At 36.8% G+C, this 21046-nt stretch carries 14 protein-coding genes; 7 read left to right on the top strand and 7 right to left on the bottom strand.

Annotation, left to right across the window (positions count from 1 at the left end; genetic code table 11):
* Positions 1-46 precede the first annotated feature (46 nt).
* The 4 genes from polA to IGI97_RS10740 all read right to left on the bottom strand — a co-directional run bounded on the left by polA (position 47) and on the right by IGI97_RS10740 (position 7555).
* Entirely contained in the window at positions 47-2695 is a 2649-nt protein-coding gene (gene polA / locus IGI97_RS10725) for a DNA polymerase I (RefSeq protein ID WP_002361339.1), read from the bottom strand.
* A gap of 187 nt (positions 2696-2882) precedes the next feature.
* On the bottom strand, positions 2883-3794 hold the full coding sequence (locus IGI97_RS10730) for an aldo/keto reductase (RefSeq protein ID WP_002355754.1): 912 nt from the start codon (positions 3792-3794) through the stop codon (positions 2883-2885).
* A gap of 68 nt (positions 3795-3862) precedes the next feature.
* A complete protein-coding gene (locus tag IGI97_RS10735) occupies positions 3863-5287 on the bottom strand; it encodes a helix-turn-helix domain-containing protein (protein ID WP_284955314.1) in 1425 nt (474 codons plus the stop codon).
* 123 nt (positions 5288-5410) lie between these two features.
* Positions 5411-7555: a heavy metal translocating P-type ATPase gene (locus IGI97_RS10740; RefSeq protein ID WP_002361337.1), complete on the bottom strand. Its 2145-nt coding sequence runs from the start codon at positions 7553-7555 to the stop codon at positions 5411-5413.
* Positions 7556-7680: 125 nt separating this feature from the next.
* Between IGI97_RS10740 and IGI97_RS10745 the strand changes: the two genes are divergently transcribed.
* Entirely contained in the window at positions 7681-8379 is a 699-nt protein-coding gene (locus IGI97_RS10745) for a helix-turn-helix domain-containing protein (RefSeq protein ID WP_285706066.1), read from the top strand.
* 69 nt (positions 8380-8448) lie between these two features.
* Here the strand turns inward: IGI97_RS10745 and IGI97_RS10750 are convergent, their stop codons facing one another.
* The gene (locus IGI97_RS10750; protein WP_002381294.1) at positions 8449-10455 is read right to left on the bottom strand and encodes a KUP/HAK/KT family potassium transporter; all 2007 of its coding nucleotides are present in this window, start codon (positions 10453-10455) and stop codon (positions 8449-8451) included.
* Between the two features lie 333 nt (positions 10456-10788).
* On the bottom strand, positions 10789-13434 hold the full coding sequence (locus IGI97_RS10755) for a calcium-translocating P-type ATPase, PMCA-type (RefSeq protein WP_174091024.1): 2646 nt from the start codon (positions 13432-13434) through the stop codon (positions 10789-10791).
* Between the two features lie 821 nt (positions 13435-14255).
* Between IGI97_RS10755 and IGI97_RS10760 the strand changes: the two genes are divergently transcribed.
* The gene (locus tag IGI97_RS10760) at positions 14256-14561 is read left to right on the top strand and encodes a helix-turn-helix transcriptional regulator (protein ID WP_002355748.1); all 306 of its coding nucleotides are present in this window, start codon (positions 14256-14258) and stop codon (positions 14559-14561) included.
* A gap of 344 nt (positions 14562-14905) precedes the next feature.
* Here IGI97_RS10760 and queA read toward each other — a convergent pair whose 3' ends face one another.
* Positions 14906-15937 (bottom strand): tRNA preQ1(34) S-adenosylmethionine ribosyltransferase-isomerase QueA, encoded by a 1032-nt coding sequence (queA, locus tag IGI97_RS10765; protein ID WP_002355747.1) that lies wholly within the window; start codon positions 15935-15937, stop codon positions 14906-14908.
* Between the two features lie 165 nt (positions 15938-16102).
* Here queA and IGI97_RS10770 point away from each other — a divergent pair, with 165 nt between their 5' ends.
* The 5 genes from IGI97_RS10770 to IGI97_RS10790 all read left to right on the top strand — a co-directional run bounded on the left by IGI97_RS10770 (position 16103) and on the right by IGI97_RS10790 (position 21041).
* Positions 16103-16993, top strand: coding sequence for a ring-cleaving dioxygenase (locus IGI97_RS10770; RefSeq protein ID WP_002355746.1), 891 nt, complete (start codon positions 16103-16105; stop codon positions 16991-16993).
* A 626-nt stretch (positions 16994-17619) separates the two neighbouring features.
* Positions 17620-18813 (top strand): betaine/proline/choline family ABC transporter ATP-binding protein, encoded by a 1194-nt coding sequence (locus IGI97_RS10775; protein WP_002355745.1) that lies wholly within the window; start codon positions 17620-17622, stop codon positions 18811-18813.
* Between the two features lie 3 nt (positions 18814-18816).
* A complete protein-coding gene (locus IGI97_RS10780) occupies positions 18817-19452 on the top strand; it encodes an ABC transporter permease (RefSeq protein WP_002355744.1) in 636 nt (211 codons plus the stop codon).
* 2 nt (positions 19453-19454) lie between these two features.
* Positions 19455-20375 (top strand): osmoprotectant ABC transporter substrate-binding protein, encoded by a 921-nt coding sequence (locus IGI97_RS10785; RefSeq protein ID WP_002355743.1) that lies wholly within the window; start codon positions 19455-19457, stop codon positions 20373-20375.
* A 3-nt stretch (positions 20376-20378) separates the two neighbouring features.
* Positions 20379-21041 carry an ABC transporter permease gene (locus IGI97_RS10790; RefSeq protein ID WP_002363261.1) on the top strand — a complete coding sequence of 221 codons (663 nt, stop codon included), beginning with the start codon at positions 20379-20381 and terminating at the stop codon, positions 21039-21041.
* Positions 21042-21046: the final 5 nt, after the last annotated feature.

Below are 21046 nucleotides of genomic sequence, written 5' to 3' on the forward strand. Positions count from 1 at the left end.
ATCCTACTTATCCTTATTTTATTCATCGTTCTTAATGGGTAAGCTATTATTTTGCTTCATACCATGTTTTTCCCCAACTGCTATCGGTGATAAGTGGCACATGTAAGGAAACTGCGTGCTCCATCACTTCTTTGACGAGTTGATTTAATTGTTCTAATTCTGATTCTGGTACTTCAAAAACTAATTCATCGTGCACTTGTAATAACATTGTCGCTTGTAATTTTTCTTCTTTTAAACGACGCGCCATTTCAATCATCGCAATTTTTAAAATATCTGCGGCACTTCCCTGAATCGGTGTATTAATCGCTGTACGTTCAGCGAACGAACGTAGATTAAAGTTTCTTGAATTAATATCACTTAAATAACGACGGCGATGATACAATGTTTCCACATAGCCTTTGTCTTTGGCATCGCGGACAATCTCTTCCATATACTGTTTCACGCCTGGATATTTTTCAAAATAGGTGTCAATATATTGTTGCGCTTGCTTTCTAGTAATGCCTAAGTTTTGGGACAAGCCATAATCACTGATACCATAGACAATTCCAAAATTCACCGCTTTAGCTTGACGACGCATGTTAGGTGTGACATCTTCTGCTTTTTCAACACCGAAAACTCGCATTGCAGTGCTGGCATGGATATCTTGCCCTTCCACAAACGCTTCTTTTAAATGCTCATCATTAGAAATATGCGCGAGCACACGTAACTCAATTTGAGAGTAATCAGAAGAGAAAATCAACCAATTATCCTCTCTTGGTACGAAGGCTTCTCTAATTTTTCGGCCTTCTTCTAAACGGATAGGAATGTTTTGTAAATTAGGATCTACTGAGCTTAATCGTCCTGTTTGTGTCAGTGTTTGTACATACCGAGTATGAATTTTATTATCTGGCTGAATTACTTTTAAGAGTCCTTCAACATAGGTCGATTGAATTTTGGCAATTTGACGATAAGTTAAAATATCGGCCACAATTGGTGCTTGTTCTTTTAGTTGTTCTAAAACATCTACCGCTGTTGAATAGCCAGTTTTCGTCTTTTTGATCACAGGTAAGCCCATTTTTTCAAATAAAATAACGCCTAATTGTTTAGGTGAATTCAAATTAAATTCTTCGCCAGCTTCTGCATAGATTTTTTCTTCGATTTCTTTCAAGCGTTCTGAAAATTCTACTTGCATTTCTTTTAAGCGCGTGGCATCAACACGGATACCAGTTATTTCCATATCGCCTAAAATACGAGAAAGTGGTAATTCCATTTTATAGAATAAATCAGCTTGATTTTTTTCTGTTAATTCGCTATCTAGTTTGCTTGTTAAAAATTGAATTGCTTTAATCTTACGTGCTAAATGACCAAAGAAAACTTCTTCGTCCTCTGGCAAGCCTTTTTTGGCCCCTTTTCCATAAATGGCTTCATCAGATTGAATCGCATCATATCCGTAATGTTGTGCTACGCCTTCAATATCCGCGTTATTGTCATTGGTATCAAGTAAATAAGCAGCCAATAAAACATCAAAGGCAATCCCTGTCATTTTTCCTACATAGCGATTTAGTGCAACGTACGTCCGTTTTGCATCATAGACATTTTTTTTACGTGTCTCATCCATCAACCAATCGATAAATGGCTGACTTTCAAAAACAGCTAAATTATTCGTGGTATAAATCTTCTTGTCGTTGCCCCAAGCAAGGCCGACAATCGGTGACGTATGATAGTTATCTTCCATCATCTCAACATAAAGAGCCATATCGTCTGTAAACATTTCATTGGTTAACTGATCTTCAACTACTTCAAATAAAATATCTTCCATTTCAACAGGTTCTTCTGTAATGTCCAACTTAGCTAAAAATTGTTTAAAGTCCATTTCTTTATAAAAAGGAACCAATTTTTCTAAGTTTTTCCCTTCATATGCCAAGTCTTCCACATTGACTTCGACTGGTGCATTGACTTCAATTGTCGCTAAACGTTTAGAAAGAAAGGCTTGCTCTTTATCATTAATCAAGTTTTCTTTCATTTTGCTTTTTTTCATTTCATCGATATTCTCATAAACCCCTTCAACTGAGCCATATTGTTTTAACAGCTTAATCGCGGTTTTCTCACCGATTTTCGTTACACCTGGAATGTTATCCGACGTGTCGCCAGCCAACCCTTTCATATCAATAATTTGCTTAGGCGTTAACCCATCATATTTTTCAGCAATATGCTCAGGTGTATATGATTCAATATCGCTAACTCCTTTAACAGTGATATCTACTTTGACAGTGTCCGTCGCTAATTGTGTCAAATCTCGGTCCCCTGATAACACGACAACATCAAATTCATCTTTATCAACTTTGTTGGCTAATGTACCAATAATATCATCTGCTTCATAGTTAGGTAGTTCATAATATTTTACGCCTAAACCTTCTAAAAGTTCACGAATATACGGCATTTGTTCTTTAAATTCCCCCGGTGTTTTTGAACGTCCGGCTTTATATTCTGAATAAAATTCTGTTCTGAATGTGGTTTTCCCTGCATCAAAAGCGACTAAAACATGAGTAGGCATTTCTTTTTGCATTACATTTTCAAACATATTGTTAAACGCATAAATAGCATTTGTATGCAAGCCGTTCTTATTTTTGAATCGTTCTAATGAGTTATGTAGCGCAAAAAATGCACGAAAGGCTACACTGTTTCCATCAACGAGTAATAATTTTTTTTTGGTCATTTTTTTCCCCTCATCTTTAGCAAACTAGTTTCCTTTCTATTTTAACAAAAAACTACAGAATTTGCAGTAGACGGCGATTGCAGAATGAAAGAAAAAGGTATTTGACATAGTTCCTTAGTGACAACTATATCAAATACCAAAATCAATCAGCAATACACGTTGAATCTTCACAAGTATGAGAATCTTTTTACGGCAAAACATTTCCCGCTGCACGATAAATATCGTACCAATCTTCGCGACTAATCACAATGTCTGCTGCTTTAGCAATTTCTTCAATTCTACCAAGATTCATACTTCCTGCGATGACTTGCATATTAGCAGGGTGGCGCAGAATCCAGCTGCTGGCTAAGCCAGTTGGCGTTGTTTGATATTTTTCAGCCAATTCGCTTAATTTTTGATTTAACTCAGGGAATTTTTCATTTCCAATAAAGACACCTTCAAAATAACCATATTGGTACGGTGACCATGCTTGAATAGTCATTTGTTTCAAACGTGAATAATCTAAAATACCATGATCATAATCAATGCTTCCTGATATTTCCATATTTGTTTGTAAGCCTTGATCCACCATGCCAGTATGCTTGATGCCAAATTGTAATTGATTGGCTAATAACGGTTGTTTAACAGCTGTTTTTAAAAGTTCAATTTGTCCTGGCGTTTGGTTACTTACACCAAAATAGCGAACTTTCCCTTGTTTTTCTAATAAATGAAAAGCTTCAGCTACTTCTTCTGGTTCCACTAAAGTATCTGGACGATGCAACAATAATGCATCGACTGAATCTACACCTAAACGCTGTAAACTCCCTTCGACCGCTTCTAAAATATGTGCTTTTGAAAAGTCAAAAAAGCCCTGACGAATCCCACATTTCGTTTGTATAAAAATATCTTCACGACGAATGGTACTTTCTTTTAAGGCCTTACCAAAAATGGTTTCGCAGTCGCCGCCACCATAAATGTCGGCGTGATCAAAAAATGTAATGCCATGATCATAAGCAGTTTCAATTACCTGTTGAGGATTTTCAGCACCATTTAAGCGCATACATCCTAAGATAACCGAAGAAACTGTTTCGTCACTTGTACCAAATTGCAGTTGTTTCATTTTAATATCCTCCTCATCCATTCCTCTTACTTCTTCATTTTAACACTATTTAGACAAAATTGGACTTCTTACGATAGATTCGCTTCGACTTTTTCAAAAAAAGCAGGAGATAATTCCTCTGGCAAATAAACAACTGTCTCAGAAGAAAGCGCTACGTTCATCTGAAACAAATGATTGACAATTAAGAGGTGTGCTTGGTGAAGTTGATACGCTGGTTTTCCATGAATAATTGTAATATTCTTTTTTTCACTGAAATAGCTTTTTATAGATTGCCCCAACGCTTGTTCCTTTTCTGGAGGAAAGTCCGTCAATAGGCAAATAATATATTTTTTTTCATATAAAATCGGGTCAAATAAATCTAGGATGTGATAAAAATAGCAACTCGTCAATTCCCTTTCTTTTACTGAAGTAAAGACTGGATACAGGCGTTTTAAAAGCCTAATTAGTTTCTGTAATCTGTGCCAAGTTTGATGATAACGTACAGCGAGTGTTTGTTCCTGTTTATGAGCTGGCAACCATGCTTGTCCGTCTAATAAACTATTCATATGCGTACTTAAAAATCGACATAAATGAATTTCTTGATAATTAAAATGATGTTGTGTAAAATTTCTCCTAATTTCTTTCATAATAAAAATAGCTGTTTTTAAGCATAAACTTTCTATTTTCATTTGCTCATGAATAAAATACTTTCGCGCTCTCTTGCCAAAACAACCACCAAAATGTGCTTCAAGAATCACAAATAACGCTTTTTGTTCTTTAAGAGACATAAAAGAAGTGCTCAACACTTCCACACGAAATAAATAAAAAAAAGCACTTGTTTGTTGAAATAAATTAGCATTTGGCACTGAAATTTCATGACCGCCTCTATATCGTTTCTCCCAAATATAAATTAGCCAACTAAGATGATTCTGTTGTGCTACATTTAAATCCAACTCAAAAAAGGTAATGATTTTCCGAGTCATTTCTCTGTTTTCTTCTAGACAGCTTTCTTGAAAAAACAAATAAAAACAAAGGATTAACTGTCGAATTTGCCATTCATTGCCAGTTAAATCGTAATGTTTTTGACGTACAATAATATCAAAATTAACTAGCCAACGTCGAATATTAGAAAGTTTCTTCCGAAGAGTTGATTCCTGTAATCCCAATACCTGGGTCAATTGCGCATAATTGATTCGCTCTTCAATTAGACAACGTAAAATATAAAATTCGGGAATAAAATAACAAAATTTTTGTCTAAACCGAGCCAAGCCACAAACGCATAATTCACGATATTTTACAATTCCTTTGGTCGTTGTATAAATCTTACAAAGCCCTTCTATCTTAAACGTTTCCTGCTTTTTTTCAAAACGTTGAATGTAACAATGGATGGTTTTGTCGCTCACCTTTAGTTTTTCTGCAGCCATCAAAACAGAAAATGTCTGCTCTTGTTGCAGTAAATCCAACAATTCCAACATATTTTTATGTTCAAAAGACAATAATTCCTTGAAATCCATATATCGTCCCCTTTCACTCCCTTGTTATAAGAATACGTCAAATAAGGCAAAATTTTTTTTAAGAAGAAAAAAATAGAGAACAAAAAGTATTGATTACTTTCCGCTCTCTACAATTATATCGAATTATTTTTTTGAAATATGCAGTGTCATAGCATTTGCTGCTACAATAATTGTACTTAATGACATCAAGACAGCACCTACAGCTGGATTTAAAACAATCCCAATTGGTGCAAGAACCCCAGCCGCTAAAGGAATGGCGACAATATTGTACCCAGCTCCCCACCAAAGATTTTGGATCATTTTACGTCGTGTTTGTTTGGCTAAATCTAAGAACCTTAAAATATCTTTAGGATCACTATCCGTCAGTACAACATCTGCCGAATCAATTGCTACATCTGTACCAGCGCCTATCGCAATACCGATTGAAGCACGGGCTAAACTTGGTGCATCGTTAATACCGTCTCCTACCATCATGACCTGATGTCCCTCAGTAAGATATTGTTGCACAATTTTTTCTTTATCTTCTGGTAAGAGCTCTGCGTAGTATTCCTTCATTCCTAAATAATTAGCAACTGCACTGGCGGCTGTTTGATTATCCCCTGTTAACATGACTGGCGTAATTCCTTGCGCTTGTAACTCTGCAATAAATGTTTTAGCTTCTGGTTTGACTTTATCTCCTAAAGCAAGCAGTGCGACTAATTGACCAGCGATGATTAAATAGCTCAAGGTGTTTCCTTGCTCTTGATAGTTTGTTTTAATTGTTTCATCGAAGGTTAACTGTAACCGTGCAACTTCTTTTTCATTGACTATTTTGACTTCTTGGTTTTGAACAGTAGCAACCAGTCCTACGCCTGATAAAGCTTGCAGATTATGGGCTTCATAAGGTTGAACGGCTTGTTTATTTAAATAGTTCATGATCCCAATTGCCAACGGATGGTTTGCATTTTTTTCTAATGCTCCAATATATTTAAGTGCTTCTTCTCTAGTGAATTGCTTACTCATTAATTCTAAGCCAGTAACTGTAAATTGTCCTTCTGTTAAAGTACCAGTTTTATCCAGCAACACATATTCAACCTTATTGGCTTGTTCTAATGCGTTCCGATTTTTTAAAAGTAAGCCATTTTTAGCAGCAATGGAGGTACTTCTAGCAATCACTAAAGGAATTGCTAAGCCTAACGCATGGGGACAGGCAATAATAAAAACTGTAACCATTCGTTCAAATGCTAGCGACAAATCTTTCGTTACGAGTAACCAACCGATAAATGCTAACACACCTACGAATAAGGCAATATAGAATAACCACTTGGCTACACGGTCTGAAATGGATTCTAGTTTTGATTTTTCCGATTGCGCTTGTTTAACCATCTCCATAACTTTTGACAGGTAACTATTTTCACCCGTGCCAGTTACCGAAATTTCAATCATTCCGTTGCCATTGACAGCTCCACCAATCACGGAGTCGCCAATGTTTTTTTCTACTGTTTTTGATTCCCCTGTAACCATCGATTCGTCGACTGTTGTGCTTCCTTTCAAAATTTTACCGTCTGTCGGAATTTTATCTCCCGAACGAACAATCAAGCGATCGCCTTCTTGAACATCTTGCAAAGGAATTTCTTCTTCCCCATGTTCAGTCATTCGTTTGACTGTGTCAGGTAACAGTTCAGCCATTTTTTTCAAGGCATCACCAGCATTAGAAATAGCATTCATTTCAATCCAATGGCCTAAAAGCATAATAACAATCAGAGTGGCTAATTCCCAGAAAAAGTCCATCACGTGGGCCTGATTCGTAAAATGATTCATGTAAAACGCATATAGGCTGTAAAAATATGATACCGAAATCCCCATCGCAATTAACGTCATCATTGCTGGACTCTTTTGCTGTAATTCCATTTTAGCGCCACTTAAAAATGGTTGTCCACCATAAAAAAATAGCACAGTTGCTAAAATTAAGACCAACCAATCAGAACCTGGAAAAGTAAATTGAAAAGGTAATTGAAAACCCATCATTGGTGAAAGAACAATAATCGGAATAGCTAAAATCAATGACAGCCAGAATTTTTGTTTAAAATTCCCCATATGCATTGAATGATCCATTCCCTTCATTCCTTCATGTTGGTGTGACATAGCCATTTGTTCATGCGCCATATCATGATTCATGTGATTCATTTTATCGTGGGACATTGTTGGCTGTTTTTCCTGGTGTTGTTCATGATTATGTTTTGCTGACATATGATCCCTTCTCTTCTTAAGTATTTTCATCTTAAGCATAGCACAAGATGAAAATTGTTAGAAATAATTACTTTTTTTAGTTTAGAAAAAAAAAGAGCCGAATTTTGCGTATGTATATTTTAAGAACACCTTATCCTCATATTTATTACAAAAGGAGTGTTTCAATGAAAATTACTACAAAGCAAGTCGGGGCGCGCATGCGTGAAGCTCGAAAGAAGAAGAAGTACACTTTACGTTATTTAGCCAATAAAATTGGTTTATCTAGTGGAAGTACAATTAGTAACTGGGAACTAGGTTTGAATTTACCCAATAAACGATACTTAAAAAAAATCGCTAAAGCCTGTGACACAACAGTAGATTGGCTACTTTATGGTGATTTTGATCGATTTGTACGCCAGCTATTGAAAGAAAATTTTCAAAATAAACAACTGCTAAAACCACCTTTTTTTACTCAGTTGATGGGACGTTTATCTGAAGAACAGCTATCCTATCACGATTCCTTAAAAATTATGATTCAAGCGCAAAAGTTACAGCAGTCCTTTTATGCTTTTCCGTTAACAGTAGAAGCCCCCTCTCATTCCCAAGAGAGTATTTCTATTTATGAACCAACAACTGCAGAAGAACAGTCTGACCAATCTTATTATCAACCGTTTATTTTGTCAGAACTCCATGAATTATTTACACATTCTCAAAATCCAGAATTAGATTATTCTCTGATTATCGCTTTTCTTCCTTTGTTAAAAGTAGATCAATTAACTGAACCTCAAAAAGAAGTCTTACTGGCCATCTTTAAGCGGATGAATTCCTTTAAAGACCAAACGCTTTTAAATGAATTCTTTGTGGAATTACAGTATTTACTCTGATTCTACAAAAAAGATTGAGCCATGTATCTCAAGGACTTAGGCTCAATCTTTTAGTTAAATTTCTTCTATTTATGAACGATTCTTTCGTTCGACTAAGTGCGTTTTCCGTTGTGGGCCAATGATTAAAGGAACGGATTCATATTTGACTTCACTGTATTCCAAGCCAAACCAACTTTCAGGAGAGGTAGTTAAGTTTTTGATAGCTAATTTTGCCTGCATAATTTGTCGATCCCATTTTTTCAGTTCAGAAACGTTAGATAATTCTTCTTGAATTAATACAAATTGGAAATCGCCAACTTCTCTTCCTGGCGTTAATGAATAACGTTGTGGCTGTTTTGGCAAGCGGCCTGTTTTCATCAAGTCATGAACAATTTGTCTTAAATATACATTCACTTCTTGAGAAATATGGAAGCCTAAATATAGCTGAACTTGCACAATAAAATCAGTCCCTAACATATCAACAGAATACTCTTGAGTAAAGGGTTCATCTGTTACCTGAACATTAACAAACCAATAAACATTCGCTCGTTTTGGCTGTTTGTCCAAAATCGAATAAATAATATTACGATTAATTTCGCCGTCCACTCGATCGGAGGTTAAAAAGACCACGTTGGTTTGATACATAGGTACAGATGTATCTTCTTTCAAAGCTTTAAGTTGTGGTACATATTTTTCCAACGACACTTGTTCCGCCGTCGCTTCCTTAATCTCGTTGCCGCGTTCCCAAATAATCATGATGCATAACAAGAAGACTGCCATTCCCACAGCAACATATCCACCATGGAAAAACTTCGCAGCACTTGAAAAGAAAAAGACAACTTCAATGGCAGCAAAGAACAAGGAAATTAGATACGCAGACCAAGCTGGAATTTTATCCAAAAGATAAAACAACAATAAAATGGTTGTCATTAACATCGTAATCGTAATCGATAGACCATACGCAGCTTCCATGTGTGTCGATGTTCTAAAAGCCAGCACGATTGCTGAACAAGCTAACCACAAAATTAAATTTACCGCTGGAATATACATTTGACCGATATTGCTCCCAGGATAAATAATTTTAAGTCTTGGTAATAACTTCAATTTAATCGCTTCAGAAACTAAAGTATACGAACCTGATATTAACGCTTGCGAAGCAATCACTGCGGCGATTGTTGCAAAAACAACGCCAAATACAAGAATACCTCGTGGAATCATTTGGAAAAATGGGTTAATTTCAGCTAATGCCTGCATTTCAGGGTTTTCTTTGACCGTTAACAACCACGCAGCTTGCCCTAAATAATTAAGAATCAAACAAATCTTAATATACGGCCAGCTAATGCGGATATTCATTTTTCCTACATGCCCTAAATCAGAATATAAAGCTTCAGCACCAGTTGTAGCCAAGAAAATATTCCCTAAAATAAATAGACCTAATTTATTTTCTGGACTGACTAGTAATTGCAAAGCATAATATGGATTTAATGCACGAATAACCGTCCAATCTTGGCTAAAATTCATTAAACCAATGATGCCTAAAAAAGTAAACCACAAGAACATAATCGGCCCAAAAGCTTTCCCGACCAATTCTGTTCCAAATCGTTGAACAGAAAAAAGAATTAAAATAATCGTCAACGTAATAACCACTATAATCGTTTGGTCATTGCCAAAACGTTCAAAAAATGCTGGAATTCCCCGTAAGCCTTCAATCGCTGTCGTCACTGTCACAGCTGGGGTCAAAACGCCATCAGCCAGTAAAGCGGCGCCGCCAATCATTGCGGGAATAATCAAATACTTACTTTTTTTACGAACCAATGTATAAAGAGAGAAAATCCCACCTTCTCCATGGTTATCAGCATTTAAAGCAATAACAACATATTTAATCGTGGTTAAGATAGTTAATGTCCAAAAAATTAATGAGACCGAACCTAAAATAAACGATTCAGAAACCCGTGCCAAGCCACCATTATCTCCTACAATGGCTTTCATTACATATAAAGGGCTCGTTCCAATATCTCCATAGACAACGCCCATGGCAACTAAGATCCCTGCCATCGTAAATTTCCGACGATCAAACCCCTCTGCTTTGTGTAACACAATACTTTCCTCCTACAAAAGAAATGACTTCGTTTAGTTTAACCAACAGCTCCATAAAAACTTTTAAAACTCTTTATTATATAACGTTTTATATATCTTTTTCATTAGTCAAAAAGCGCTTTTTGACTAACGATGCTACTCACTATAATACGTTTTAAATCGTTTAGCAAGTCTTTTTATTAGAGAATGTTCATCTTAGATAAGAAACCCACCTATTTTGAAAAAAGGAAAATCAAAAATAAGTGGGGCAGCAGTCGAAACGACTGCTGCCCCACTTGCTAACTATTAAGATAATTTTCTGAACAAAGGTAGCTCCTTTTATTCCTGTTAAATTTAAATCACTTCTTCTTCCTCTTCGACTTCAGAGAAATGGAACTTAATCATTTCATTGACGAAAATTGGCACAAAGGATAGGAAAATTGCTAACATCCAATGATTTAAACTAATATGCACTAATCCAAATAGTTCTTGTGTGAATGGTAATAAAGCAATGGTTGTGGTAATTAGTAATGCTAAAACGACCATTTCAAAGAGCGACTTGTTGCTTGATAATTTTACACGGAAAACAGAGTTCGCACTACGAACATTAAAGACATGTAAGATAGAGGAATAAGCTAAAATTAAAAATGCCACTGTTTGTCCAACTTCATAGCTGTTTGAAACATAGGCTGAAACACCTGGTACAAAGGCACCTAGGTAAAAACCAAACAAAGTAATGACTGTGAACACTGCTGCATTAATCCCAATCTTTTGCCATAAGCCTCGTGCAAAAATCCCTTCGTTTTTAGGGATTGGTGCCTCATCCATAATTCCTTTTTCCGCTGGTTCTTTTCCTAATGCAAAACCAGGTAACCCATCTGCGACCACGTTAACAAACAACAGTTGAACTGCAGTAAATGGCGCACCCCAACCAAGTAACATGGCAATTAAAACAATAAAAATCTCAGAAATATTACAGCTTAATAAGAAGTTAATGGCTTTACGAATATTTCGGTACACGGCACGTCCTTGCGCCACTGCATCAACAATAGTTGCAAAGTTATCGTCCGTCAAAATCATATCTGAAGCGCCTTGGGCCACATCTGTTCCAGTAATCCCCATTGCGCAACCGACATCACTAGCTTTCAAGGCTGGCGCATCATTCACGCCATCTCCGGTCATTGCTACAACAGCGCCAGAACGTTGCCATGATTGAACAATTCGAATTTTATCTTCAGGGGTTACACGTGCATAAACGGATAAATCTTTAACCCGTTTATCTAATTCTTCATCACTCATTTTTTTCAGTTCTGAACCAGATAAGGCTTCACTTTTATCTTTTAAAATTCCTAATTCTTTAGCAATTGCACTGGCTGTTACCACGTGATCACCAGTAATCATCACTGTTTTAATTCCAGCTTTTTTCGCACGAGCAATGGCGCCCTTACTTTCTGGACGTGGTGGATCAATCATGCCAATTAAGCCTAACAAGCGAAGATTTTTTTCTAAAGCCTCCGATGTAATTTCCTTGGGTGGTTCATCATATACGGCATAACCGACAGCAATAACTCGTAACGCTCGTTTTCCGAAACGATCATTAACAATAGCCGCTTGATCGACATCTCCGAAACCAAAACGAGGTAGTAACACATCAAAGGCTCCTTTAGTAATTGAGATGTACTTTTTCCCCCATTGATGGACCGTAGTCATCATTTTTCGTTCTGAATCAAAGGGAATTTCACCAATACGAGGATATTTTTCTTCAAGTTCTTCTTTAGTATGATAATTTTCTTCGACAGCACGAACAATTGCCGCTTCTGTCGGATTCCCTGTAACAGTTAATTCATCGCCTTCTTTTTCCACAATGACATCTGTACATAAAGCAGCCATTTTCAGTACTTCCATGGCTTCATCGGTCATGGCATCTTCCGTATCCGTTACTTCATCACCACGATGCCATACTCGGCGGACACGCATTTTATTTTGTGTCAGTGTTCCTGTCTTATCAGAACAGATAACATTCGCAGTTCCTAGCGTTTCTACTGCTGGCAATCGACGAATAATCGCATGTTTCTTAGCCATTTTTTGAACACCATATGCTAAGGTTAACGTTACAATCACGGTTAGTGTTTCTGGTACAGCTGCCACCGCTAAGGAAACGGCTGTCATAAACATTTCAAGAAGCGGTTCTCCTTGCAGTTCACCAATAATGAAAACAATTGCCGCAGCCCCTAAGGCTAACAAACTAATACGTTTGCCTAATTGATTCAAGCGTTTTTGTAATGGTGTTTTTTGCTGATCGCTGTTATTCAGTAACCCAGCAATTTTACCCATTTCTGTATCCATTCCTGTTGCAGTTACTACTGCTCGTCCGCGGCCATTCACAACGGTACAGCCTTTGAAAATCATATTTATTTGATCTCCTAAGCCATCATCGTCATGCCCCACGTATGTAGGATCTTTTTCAACAGGTTCACTTTCACCTGTTAGTGCTGACTCTTCTACGCGCATTTGAGAAGCTTGAATAAGTCGTGCATCGGCTGTAATCATTGAACCAGCTTCAAGAACTAGAACATCTCCTACTACTAGTTCTTCAGCATCGACTTCGATTACCTTGCCATCTCGTAAGACTGCGCTACTTTGCTTGTTCATGTCTTGTAAAGCCGCCAGAGATTTTTCAGCATTTCCTTCTTGAACAATGGCTAAAACAGCATTGATAATCACAATTGCAATAATTAAGATTCCTTCAAAATATTCGCCATGTTCTGTTACGATTGCTGTATAAAACGAAATTGCCGCAGCAACTAATAAAATAATCGTCGTAAAATCAGATAAACTGTGAATGAATTTCTTTAACACAGAATCCTTCTTAGCCTCTTCAAATTGATTGCGGCCATTTTCTTTCAGCCGTTGTTGGGCCTCTTGTTGTGTTAAACCAGTTTCAGTATTGACTGAAACTTCTTTTGTGACAGTATCGACAGTTTGCTTGTAAGCTTCCATCCTATTCCCCCTCTAATTTTTTCTTCCTATATAATAGTGTCTCTATTAAATATAACATGATTTTTTTTGAACACGCAACTTTTTTCATCTTTGGCTTAGCGTTCTCTCATATGGATGAAAAAAACCGGGATTTTCGTTGTTGCTACAACAATGTTTCTATTTAATTATGGGAATTTTATGAAAAAAGAAACGAATTCAGCCAAAAAGCAATGGACATTTTTTTCATTTTGTCTGATAAAAAATAGTTTATTTCTATATATTCAACACAAAAACAACAAAAAATACAATGTTATTTAGTTCGCACAATTATTTATTTTACATGTTATAAAATAACCAGAAAAATATTATATTTAATCTTATTAATAAGTGTTATAACTTGCAAACGCTTCCAAAAGGTGCTATTCTTTAAGTGTAAGGAGGACATGCAAATCAATTGGTTGAAGATTTTCTCAGTAGATAAAAATCGGTAAACTCAAAGTTGTTAGAATTGCAAGATTCACCTGTAAACAATACGTGTAGAGTAATTGTTAGTGATAACTCGTATCGGAAAATAGGGAAAGGTTATAGAAGGATGGAGTTTCTATAAAGCATTTACCCTATCTGTTATCACCTAACGCAAGTTATCCACCATCCAAGCGTCGAAACTGTATGAAAACAAGGTTTTAGTTTCACCACATCACGTTCACCTTTTGCTTTACATGTATCGCGAAATGTAAACACTTATTCAACCAATTGATGTCTTCCCGTTAACAAGGCCGAGCTTAAATTTAAGCTCGGTTTTTTCTTTTAGGCAATAAAATATATTTGTATCAAATAATCATATGTGTTATATTCAAGGTGCACATTCTATTTTATCTTCTTTTAAAGGAGGGAATGCTATGCGAAAAAAGAAAAAATCTTCGTTTGAAAGTTCAATTCATGTTTATCGTGCTATGGCTCGTATGACTCAGCAAGATTTGGCCAATCGAGTCGGTGTCTCTCGACAAACAATTATTCAACTGGAACGAAACAAGTACAATCCTTCATTACTTCTTGCGCATGACATCGCGAACGTCTTTGGCGTAACCATTGATGATGTGTTCACCTTCAAAGAAACACTGAATGACGATGTAGAACAAGAAGCCTAAACAGTATAAGCTGTACTTAACAAGACAATTTTTCTGATTGTACTTGGAGTTGCCGAGGTACAACTTAGTACCGGCAATACGAAGAAAGCACTTCTTCGTATTGTTGTTTCAATAATTAATCTTTGCTTACATAAAAAAAGAACGACGCAACCGTGGTTGCGTCGTTCTTTTTATTCTAAGATTGTCTACTAAGCATTTTTGCTCTAGTAGCGTTTTGGTTTCTAACTTTATTATTTACAGGGGAAGAAAAAATAAAGCACACCTTTACTGTGATTCCAAAAATCACGTGTTTATCATAATATATTTTTGTTTCAATCCCAAGTATTCTGCTCACAAAGTGTCGCTTATTTAATAAACATTGCATCGCCAAAACTAAAGAAACGATATTTTTCCTCAATTGCATGTTGATAAGCAGCCAATGTTAAGTCTTTTCCTGCAAAGGCACTCACAAGCATCACCAACGTAGACTTTGGTAAATGGAAGTTCGTTGAAAAAGCCTCTACGACTTTAAATTGATACCCTGGTGTGATAAAAATATCGGTCCAGCCACTGTCAGCTTGGATTTCACCATTAAATTTTGTGCCAATTGTTTCCAACGTACGAATAGAAGTTGTTCCAACCGCAACAATCCGACCGCCTGCTTGGCGCACTTCATTTAATTGCTTAGCCGCTTCTTCAGTTAAACGATAGAATTCGCTATGCATATGATGTTCTTCTATATTATCAACGCTCACGGGACGGAATGTTCCTAAACCGACATGTAAAGTTAAATAAACGAGATGAACACCTTTTGCTTTGATCTCTTCTAATAGTTCTTTTGTAAAATGCAAACCCGCTGTTGGTGCTGCAGCTGAACCATTTTCTTCAGCATAAACCGTTTGATAACGATCTGGGTCATCTAGACGTTCTTTGATATATGGCGGCAATGGCATTTCTCCTAACGATTCTAAAATTTCTAAGAAAATACCATCATATTTAAATTCAATGATTCGACCACCATGTTCCAACTCTTCTTTAACTACCGCTTTTAGCCGACCATCGCCAAATTGAATTTCCGTGCCGACTTTTGCACGTTTCGCGGGTTTAATCAAGGTTTCCCATGTATCGCCTTCTGTATTTGTTAAAAGTAAAACTTCCAAATGACCGCCTGTTTCAGGTTTTTCTCCATATAAACGGGCCGGCAGTACCCGTGTATTATTCATGACTAATGCATCCCCAGGCTGTAATTCATCAAGAATATCATGGAAATGTTTATCCTCCATGTCCCCTGTTTCTTTATTTACAACTAATAATCGTGAACTAGCGCGATCTTTTAGTGGGGTTTGAGCAATTAATTCTTCTGGTAAATCAAAATCAAAATCTTCTGTACTTAGCATTTCCGTCACTCTTTCTACTAGTTTTTATCTTGGTTATTCTAACACTTTTTCTTGTTTCTGGCTATGTCAGCCTTCTGAATCAAACTAAATAGTTGTCAAAAAATGTCAGAAGCACTATACTTACTTTAAGTAAGTATACATAGTTATTTAGAGGAGGAACTCAAAATGCATGCTCAATTTCATCATGTTTCACTATTAGCGCGTCATGGTCAAGAAAACCAATCATTCTATACAAAATTGTTAGGCTTACGTTTTGTCAAAAATACCGTAAATCAAGACAACAATCGCATGCCTCATTATTTTTATGGCGATTATCAAGGCACACCGGGAAGCTTAGTAACTTTTTTTATCGTGCCCTTATTAGGCAACCGCTATGAAGAAAAAAATTATTTAGCCACGATTGGCTTAAAAATTCCCCAAAACAGCCTTTCCTTTTGGGAACAACGTTTAACAGAAAACAAAATTCCATTTAACAAAAAAGAAAAGAGCCTCCATTTCAGTGATCCAGATGATACGCATATTATCCTGACAGAAGTTCCTGAAAATCCATTAAAAGAAACACTCGTTGTTTCTAACGACATTCCAGCAGCGGTTCAAATTATCGGTTTAGCCTCTACTGAATTTCATGTGCCAGATTCTGAAAAAACCTTGGCCTTTTTTGAAACATTTCTTGGTTGGCAAGCAGTTGGCAATACGATTATTTTAAGTGAGACGGAAAGCTTTTCTGTTCATCAAACAACGTCGGATAAAACAAGCCGAATGGGGCGTGGCAGTATGGATCATATTGCTTTTTCTGTGGCTGATGATGAAGCATTACAAGAACTACACACGCGCGCTTTAGCACAAGGTTGGGAAATTGAAATGTATGTAAGTCGTGGATATTTTAAAAGTTTATACATTCGTGAACCAGGCGGGAATCGGGTTGAATTTGCTACTTTGACTCCTGGCTTTACATTGGATGAGCCTCTGGAACATTTAGGGGAAACATTGGCTTTACCGCCTTTTTTAGAACCAAAACGGACTGCAATCGAAGCCAACCTCTACAAAGACATGTAACCAACGCTTTAGAAAACAACGGAAGACGGACGTAATAATCGGTGACAAAATTACGTCCGTCTCTCTTCCCCTATGTTTGAATGTTTGAACAAGAGAATAAAAAATGACCTTCAGATTTTTCTGAACGTCATTGCACATTCCATAAAAAGCATCCTTCGTTCTTCCACTTCTTACTTCTTAAAAAAACTGGTAATTTTTTCAAAAATTCAGTAAAATAAAAGTGATCAATGGTTTCCATTGATTGAACGGGCAACTTGATGGTCCACTTGCACAGGTGACTATTCAAGGCTTCGTGATTTAGTTGCCGCTAAATCATGAAGCGCCTTTTTTTATTTTATTCCCTTGTTCTCTTTCCATTCTAATGAAAAACTCAGCTCCCGTCAACTTGCTATAAAGGACACTTTTCTTTGTTATAGCGGCTTTTCCCCCTTCTCAGAATACTCTTTTTAACATCTTGTTTCGTTCAGACAACTTTTACTAAACAATAGTTATCTTTTCTTTTTTTTAGAACGAATTAAAAAAATTTTACCGCCTTCTTTTTCCCATTAAAAATAGATTACATTTGTCGAAATCGCATTTTTATAGCATACTAGTAATAAGATACATTTTCAAAATATTTAGTTGAGGTGAGTAAGTTGATAGAATTTCAGCATGTATCAAAATTTTATAAAGGCGGAAAAGTCGCCGTTGATGACATTAATTTGTCTTTCGATAAAGGTGAATTTATCTGCTTCATCGGAACAAGTGGTAGTGGAAAAACAACATCAATGCGGATGCTTAACCGCATGACCGACCCTTCAAAAGGAAAAATTTTAATTGATGGCCAAGATATTCAAAAAATCAATCCTGTAGAGCTACGTCGCCAAATTGGCTATGTCATTCAAAATATCGGCTTGATGCCTCACATGACCATTCGTGAAAATATCGTTTTAGTGCCTAAATTATTAAAAGTACCTGTGGAAGAACGCAATAAGATAGCCGAAAAAATGATTGATTTGGTTGAGTTACCACGAGAAATGTTGGACCGCTATCCCAATGAACTTTCTGGGGGACAACAACAAAGAATCGGGGTTGTGCGGGCTTTAGCTGCCAATCAAGATATTATTCTAATGGATGAACCTTTTGGCGCTTTAGATCCTATCACCCGTGATTCATTACAAGATTTAGTGAAAGATTTGCAAGAACGTTTAGGAAAAACTATTGTCTTTGTTACCCATGATATGGATGAAGCGTTGAAATTAGCAAATAAAATTGCCATTATGAGCGAAGGCAAAGTAATTCAATTTGACACACCAGATAATATTTTACGTCATCCAGCCAATGAATTTGTAGAAGAACTCATCGGAGAAGATCGCCTATTACAAGCCAAACCTGATTTCACCACTGTTGATGAAGTCATGTTAAATTCAGCTATTACTATCACGCCGGAAAAATCTTTACAAGAAGCGATTAAATTGATGCGTGAAAAACGGGTTGATACCTTATTAGTTGTTGATAATTCCCATGTGCTTAAAGGCTTTATCGATGTTGAAACATTAGATCAGCAACGTGGCAAAGCTTCTAGTGTTGGTGATATCTTGAATAAAGATGTCTTCTTTGTTCAAAAAACCGCTCTTTTACGTGATGCTTTACAAAGAATCTTAAAACGCGGCTTAAAATATGTGCCAGTCGTTGATGAACAAAAACGAGTGGTGGGCATCTTAACACGTGCTTCCCTTGTTGACATTGTTTATGATGTTATCTGGGGCGATGAAACAACGATTAGTGAAGCTGTAGAAGCAAAACAAAGCGAGTCCGAAACTGATAAAGAGGAGGCGTAAGCAATGAGTAGCTTCTTTCAAGAATATGGATCAGAAATGATTTCAAAAAGTATTGAACATATTTATATTTCATTCTTTGCACTTTTATTAGGGGTCGCTATCGCTGTGCCCGTTGGCGTTTGGTTAACACGTTTGCCCAAAGTAGCCAATATTGTCATTGGTTTAACAAGTGCCTTACAAACGGTTCCTTCGTTGGCTTTATTAGCTTTGATGATTCCAATTTTTGGTGTCGGCAAAACACCCGCTATTATCGCGCTATTCATCTATTCCCTTCTACCTATTTTAAGAAACACGTATATCGGAATGAAAAATGTCGATGAAAATTACCGAGATGTTGCTAAAGGCATGGGCATGACCAATTTACAGTCTATTTTTAGTGTTGAATTACCCATTGCCATGCCAACAATTATGGCCGGCATTCGTTTAGCTGCTGTCTATGTCATTGCTTGGGCTACACTGGCTTCTTATATTGGTGCAGGTGGTCTTGGTGATATGATTTTCAGTGGATTAAATAACTATCAGCCAGAATTAATCTTTGGCGGGACTATTCCGGTAACTATTTTAGCGCTTTTAGCAGATGTTCTTCTTGGATTATTAGAAAATCGTTTAACGCCAAAAGCTTTAAGGGAGGGCGAATAATGATGAAAAAGAAACTCAAGTTAAGCTTACTCTTCTTAAGCAGTTTACTTTTATTGGCAGGTTGTTCTTTACCTGGTCTCGCTTCAACTTCTGATGATAACACTGTCGCCATTACAGGTGGGATTACTTCAGAAGCGCAGATTTTAGGGAGCATTGTAGCGGATATGGTTGAGCATTACACAGATAAAAAAACAAATGTGATTAACAACTTAGCCACTACTACCATCAATCACCAAGCAATGTTAAACGGAGATGCCTCAATTTCTGCAGCTCGTTATACTGGTACTGACGTGACTACTACGCTTGGCTTACCAGCGGAAAAAGACCCTAAAAAAGCGTTTAACCTAGTTCAATCAGAATTTGAAAAACGTTATCAACAAACTTGGTTCCCTTCATATGGGTTTGAAAATACTTATGTATTCTTAGTTACAAAAGAAACGGCTGAGAAATACAATTTAAAAACAGTCAGTGATTTAGGGAAAGTCGCAGACAAATTAGTTGCTGGTGTCGATACTGCGTGGATCACACGTGAAGGCGACGGTTATGAAGGCTTTAAAAAGGAATACAACTTCCAATTTAAATCTATTTTACCAATGCAAATTGGCTTGGTGTACGATGCAGTCAACGCTGGAAAAATGGACGTTATCTTAGGTTACTCAACAGATGGCCGGATTGGTAGTTACGATTTAGTCATGTTAAAAGATGACAAGCGCTTTTTCCCGCCTTACGATGCCGCTCCTGTGGTTAGTGACAAATTATTAAAAGAAACGCCGGAAATCAAAGATGTCTTAAATCGCTTAGATGGTAAAATTTCTACCAAAAAAATGCAAGAATTGAACTATCAAGCAGATAATGATTTAATTGAACCTGCGGTCGTAGCCGAACGTTTCTTAAAAGAAAATAACTATTTTGAGGGGGAGTAACAGATGAATAATATGAATTTATTCCAACAATTTATCTACTATTTCCAACAAAATGGCGGCTACGTCTTTCAACAATTTTTACGTCACTTTTTAATTTCGATTTATGGCGTAATCTTTGCTGCAATTGTCGGGATTCCTATCGGGATTATGATTTCACGTAAACGTAGCTTAGCCAACTGGATTATCCGTTTAGCGAACATTATCCAAACAGTACCAGCTTTGGCAATGCTTTCGATTTTAATGTTGGGGATGGGCTTAGGTGTCAACACGGTGGTTGTAACAGTCTTCCTTTATTCTCTCCTGCCAATTATCAAGAATACGTACACTGGCATGATTCAAGTGGATCGCAATATTTTAGATGTTGGTAAAGGAATGGGTATGACAAAAGTACAACTTCTTTATATGGTCGAGTTACCTTTATCTGTTTCAGTAATCATGGCAGGTATTCGAAATGCGTTAGTCGTCGCAATCGGGATTACTGCGATTGGTGCTTTCGTTGGTGCTGGTGGTTTAGGGGATATTATTATTCGTGGAACCAATGCCACAGATGGTGCTTCTATCATTTTAGTCGGTGCCTTACCAACGGCCTTTATGGCGATTATCACAGATTGGGTTCTAGGGATTATTGAACGGCGTTTAGACCCAGCTAGCAAACATTCCAATTAATAAAA

The sequence above is a fragment of the Enterococcus sp. DIV2419 genome (genome assembly GCF_051711865.1).
GTDB classification, from domain to species: domain Bacteria; phylum Bacillota; class Bacilli; order Lactobacillales; family Enterococcaceae; genus Enterococcus; species Enterococcus faecalis.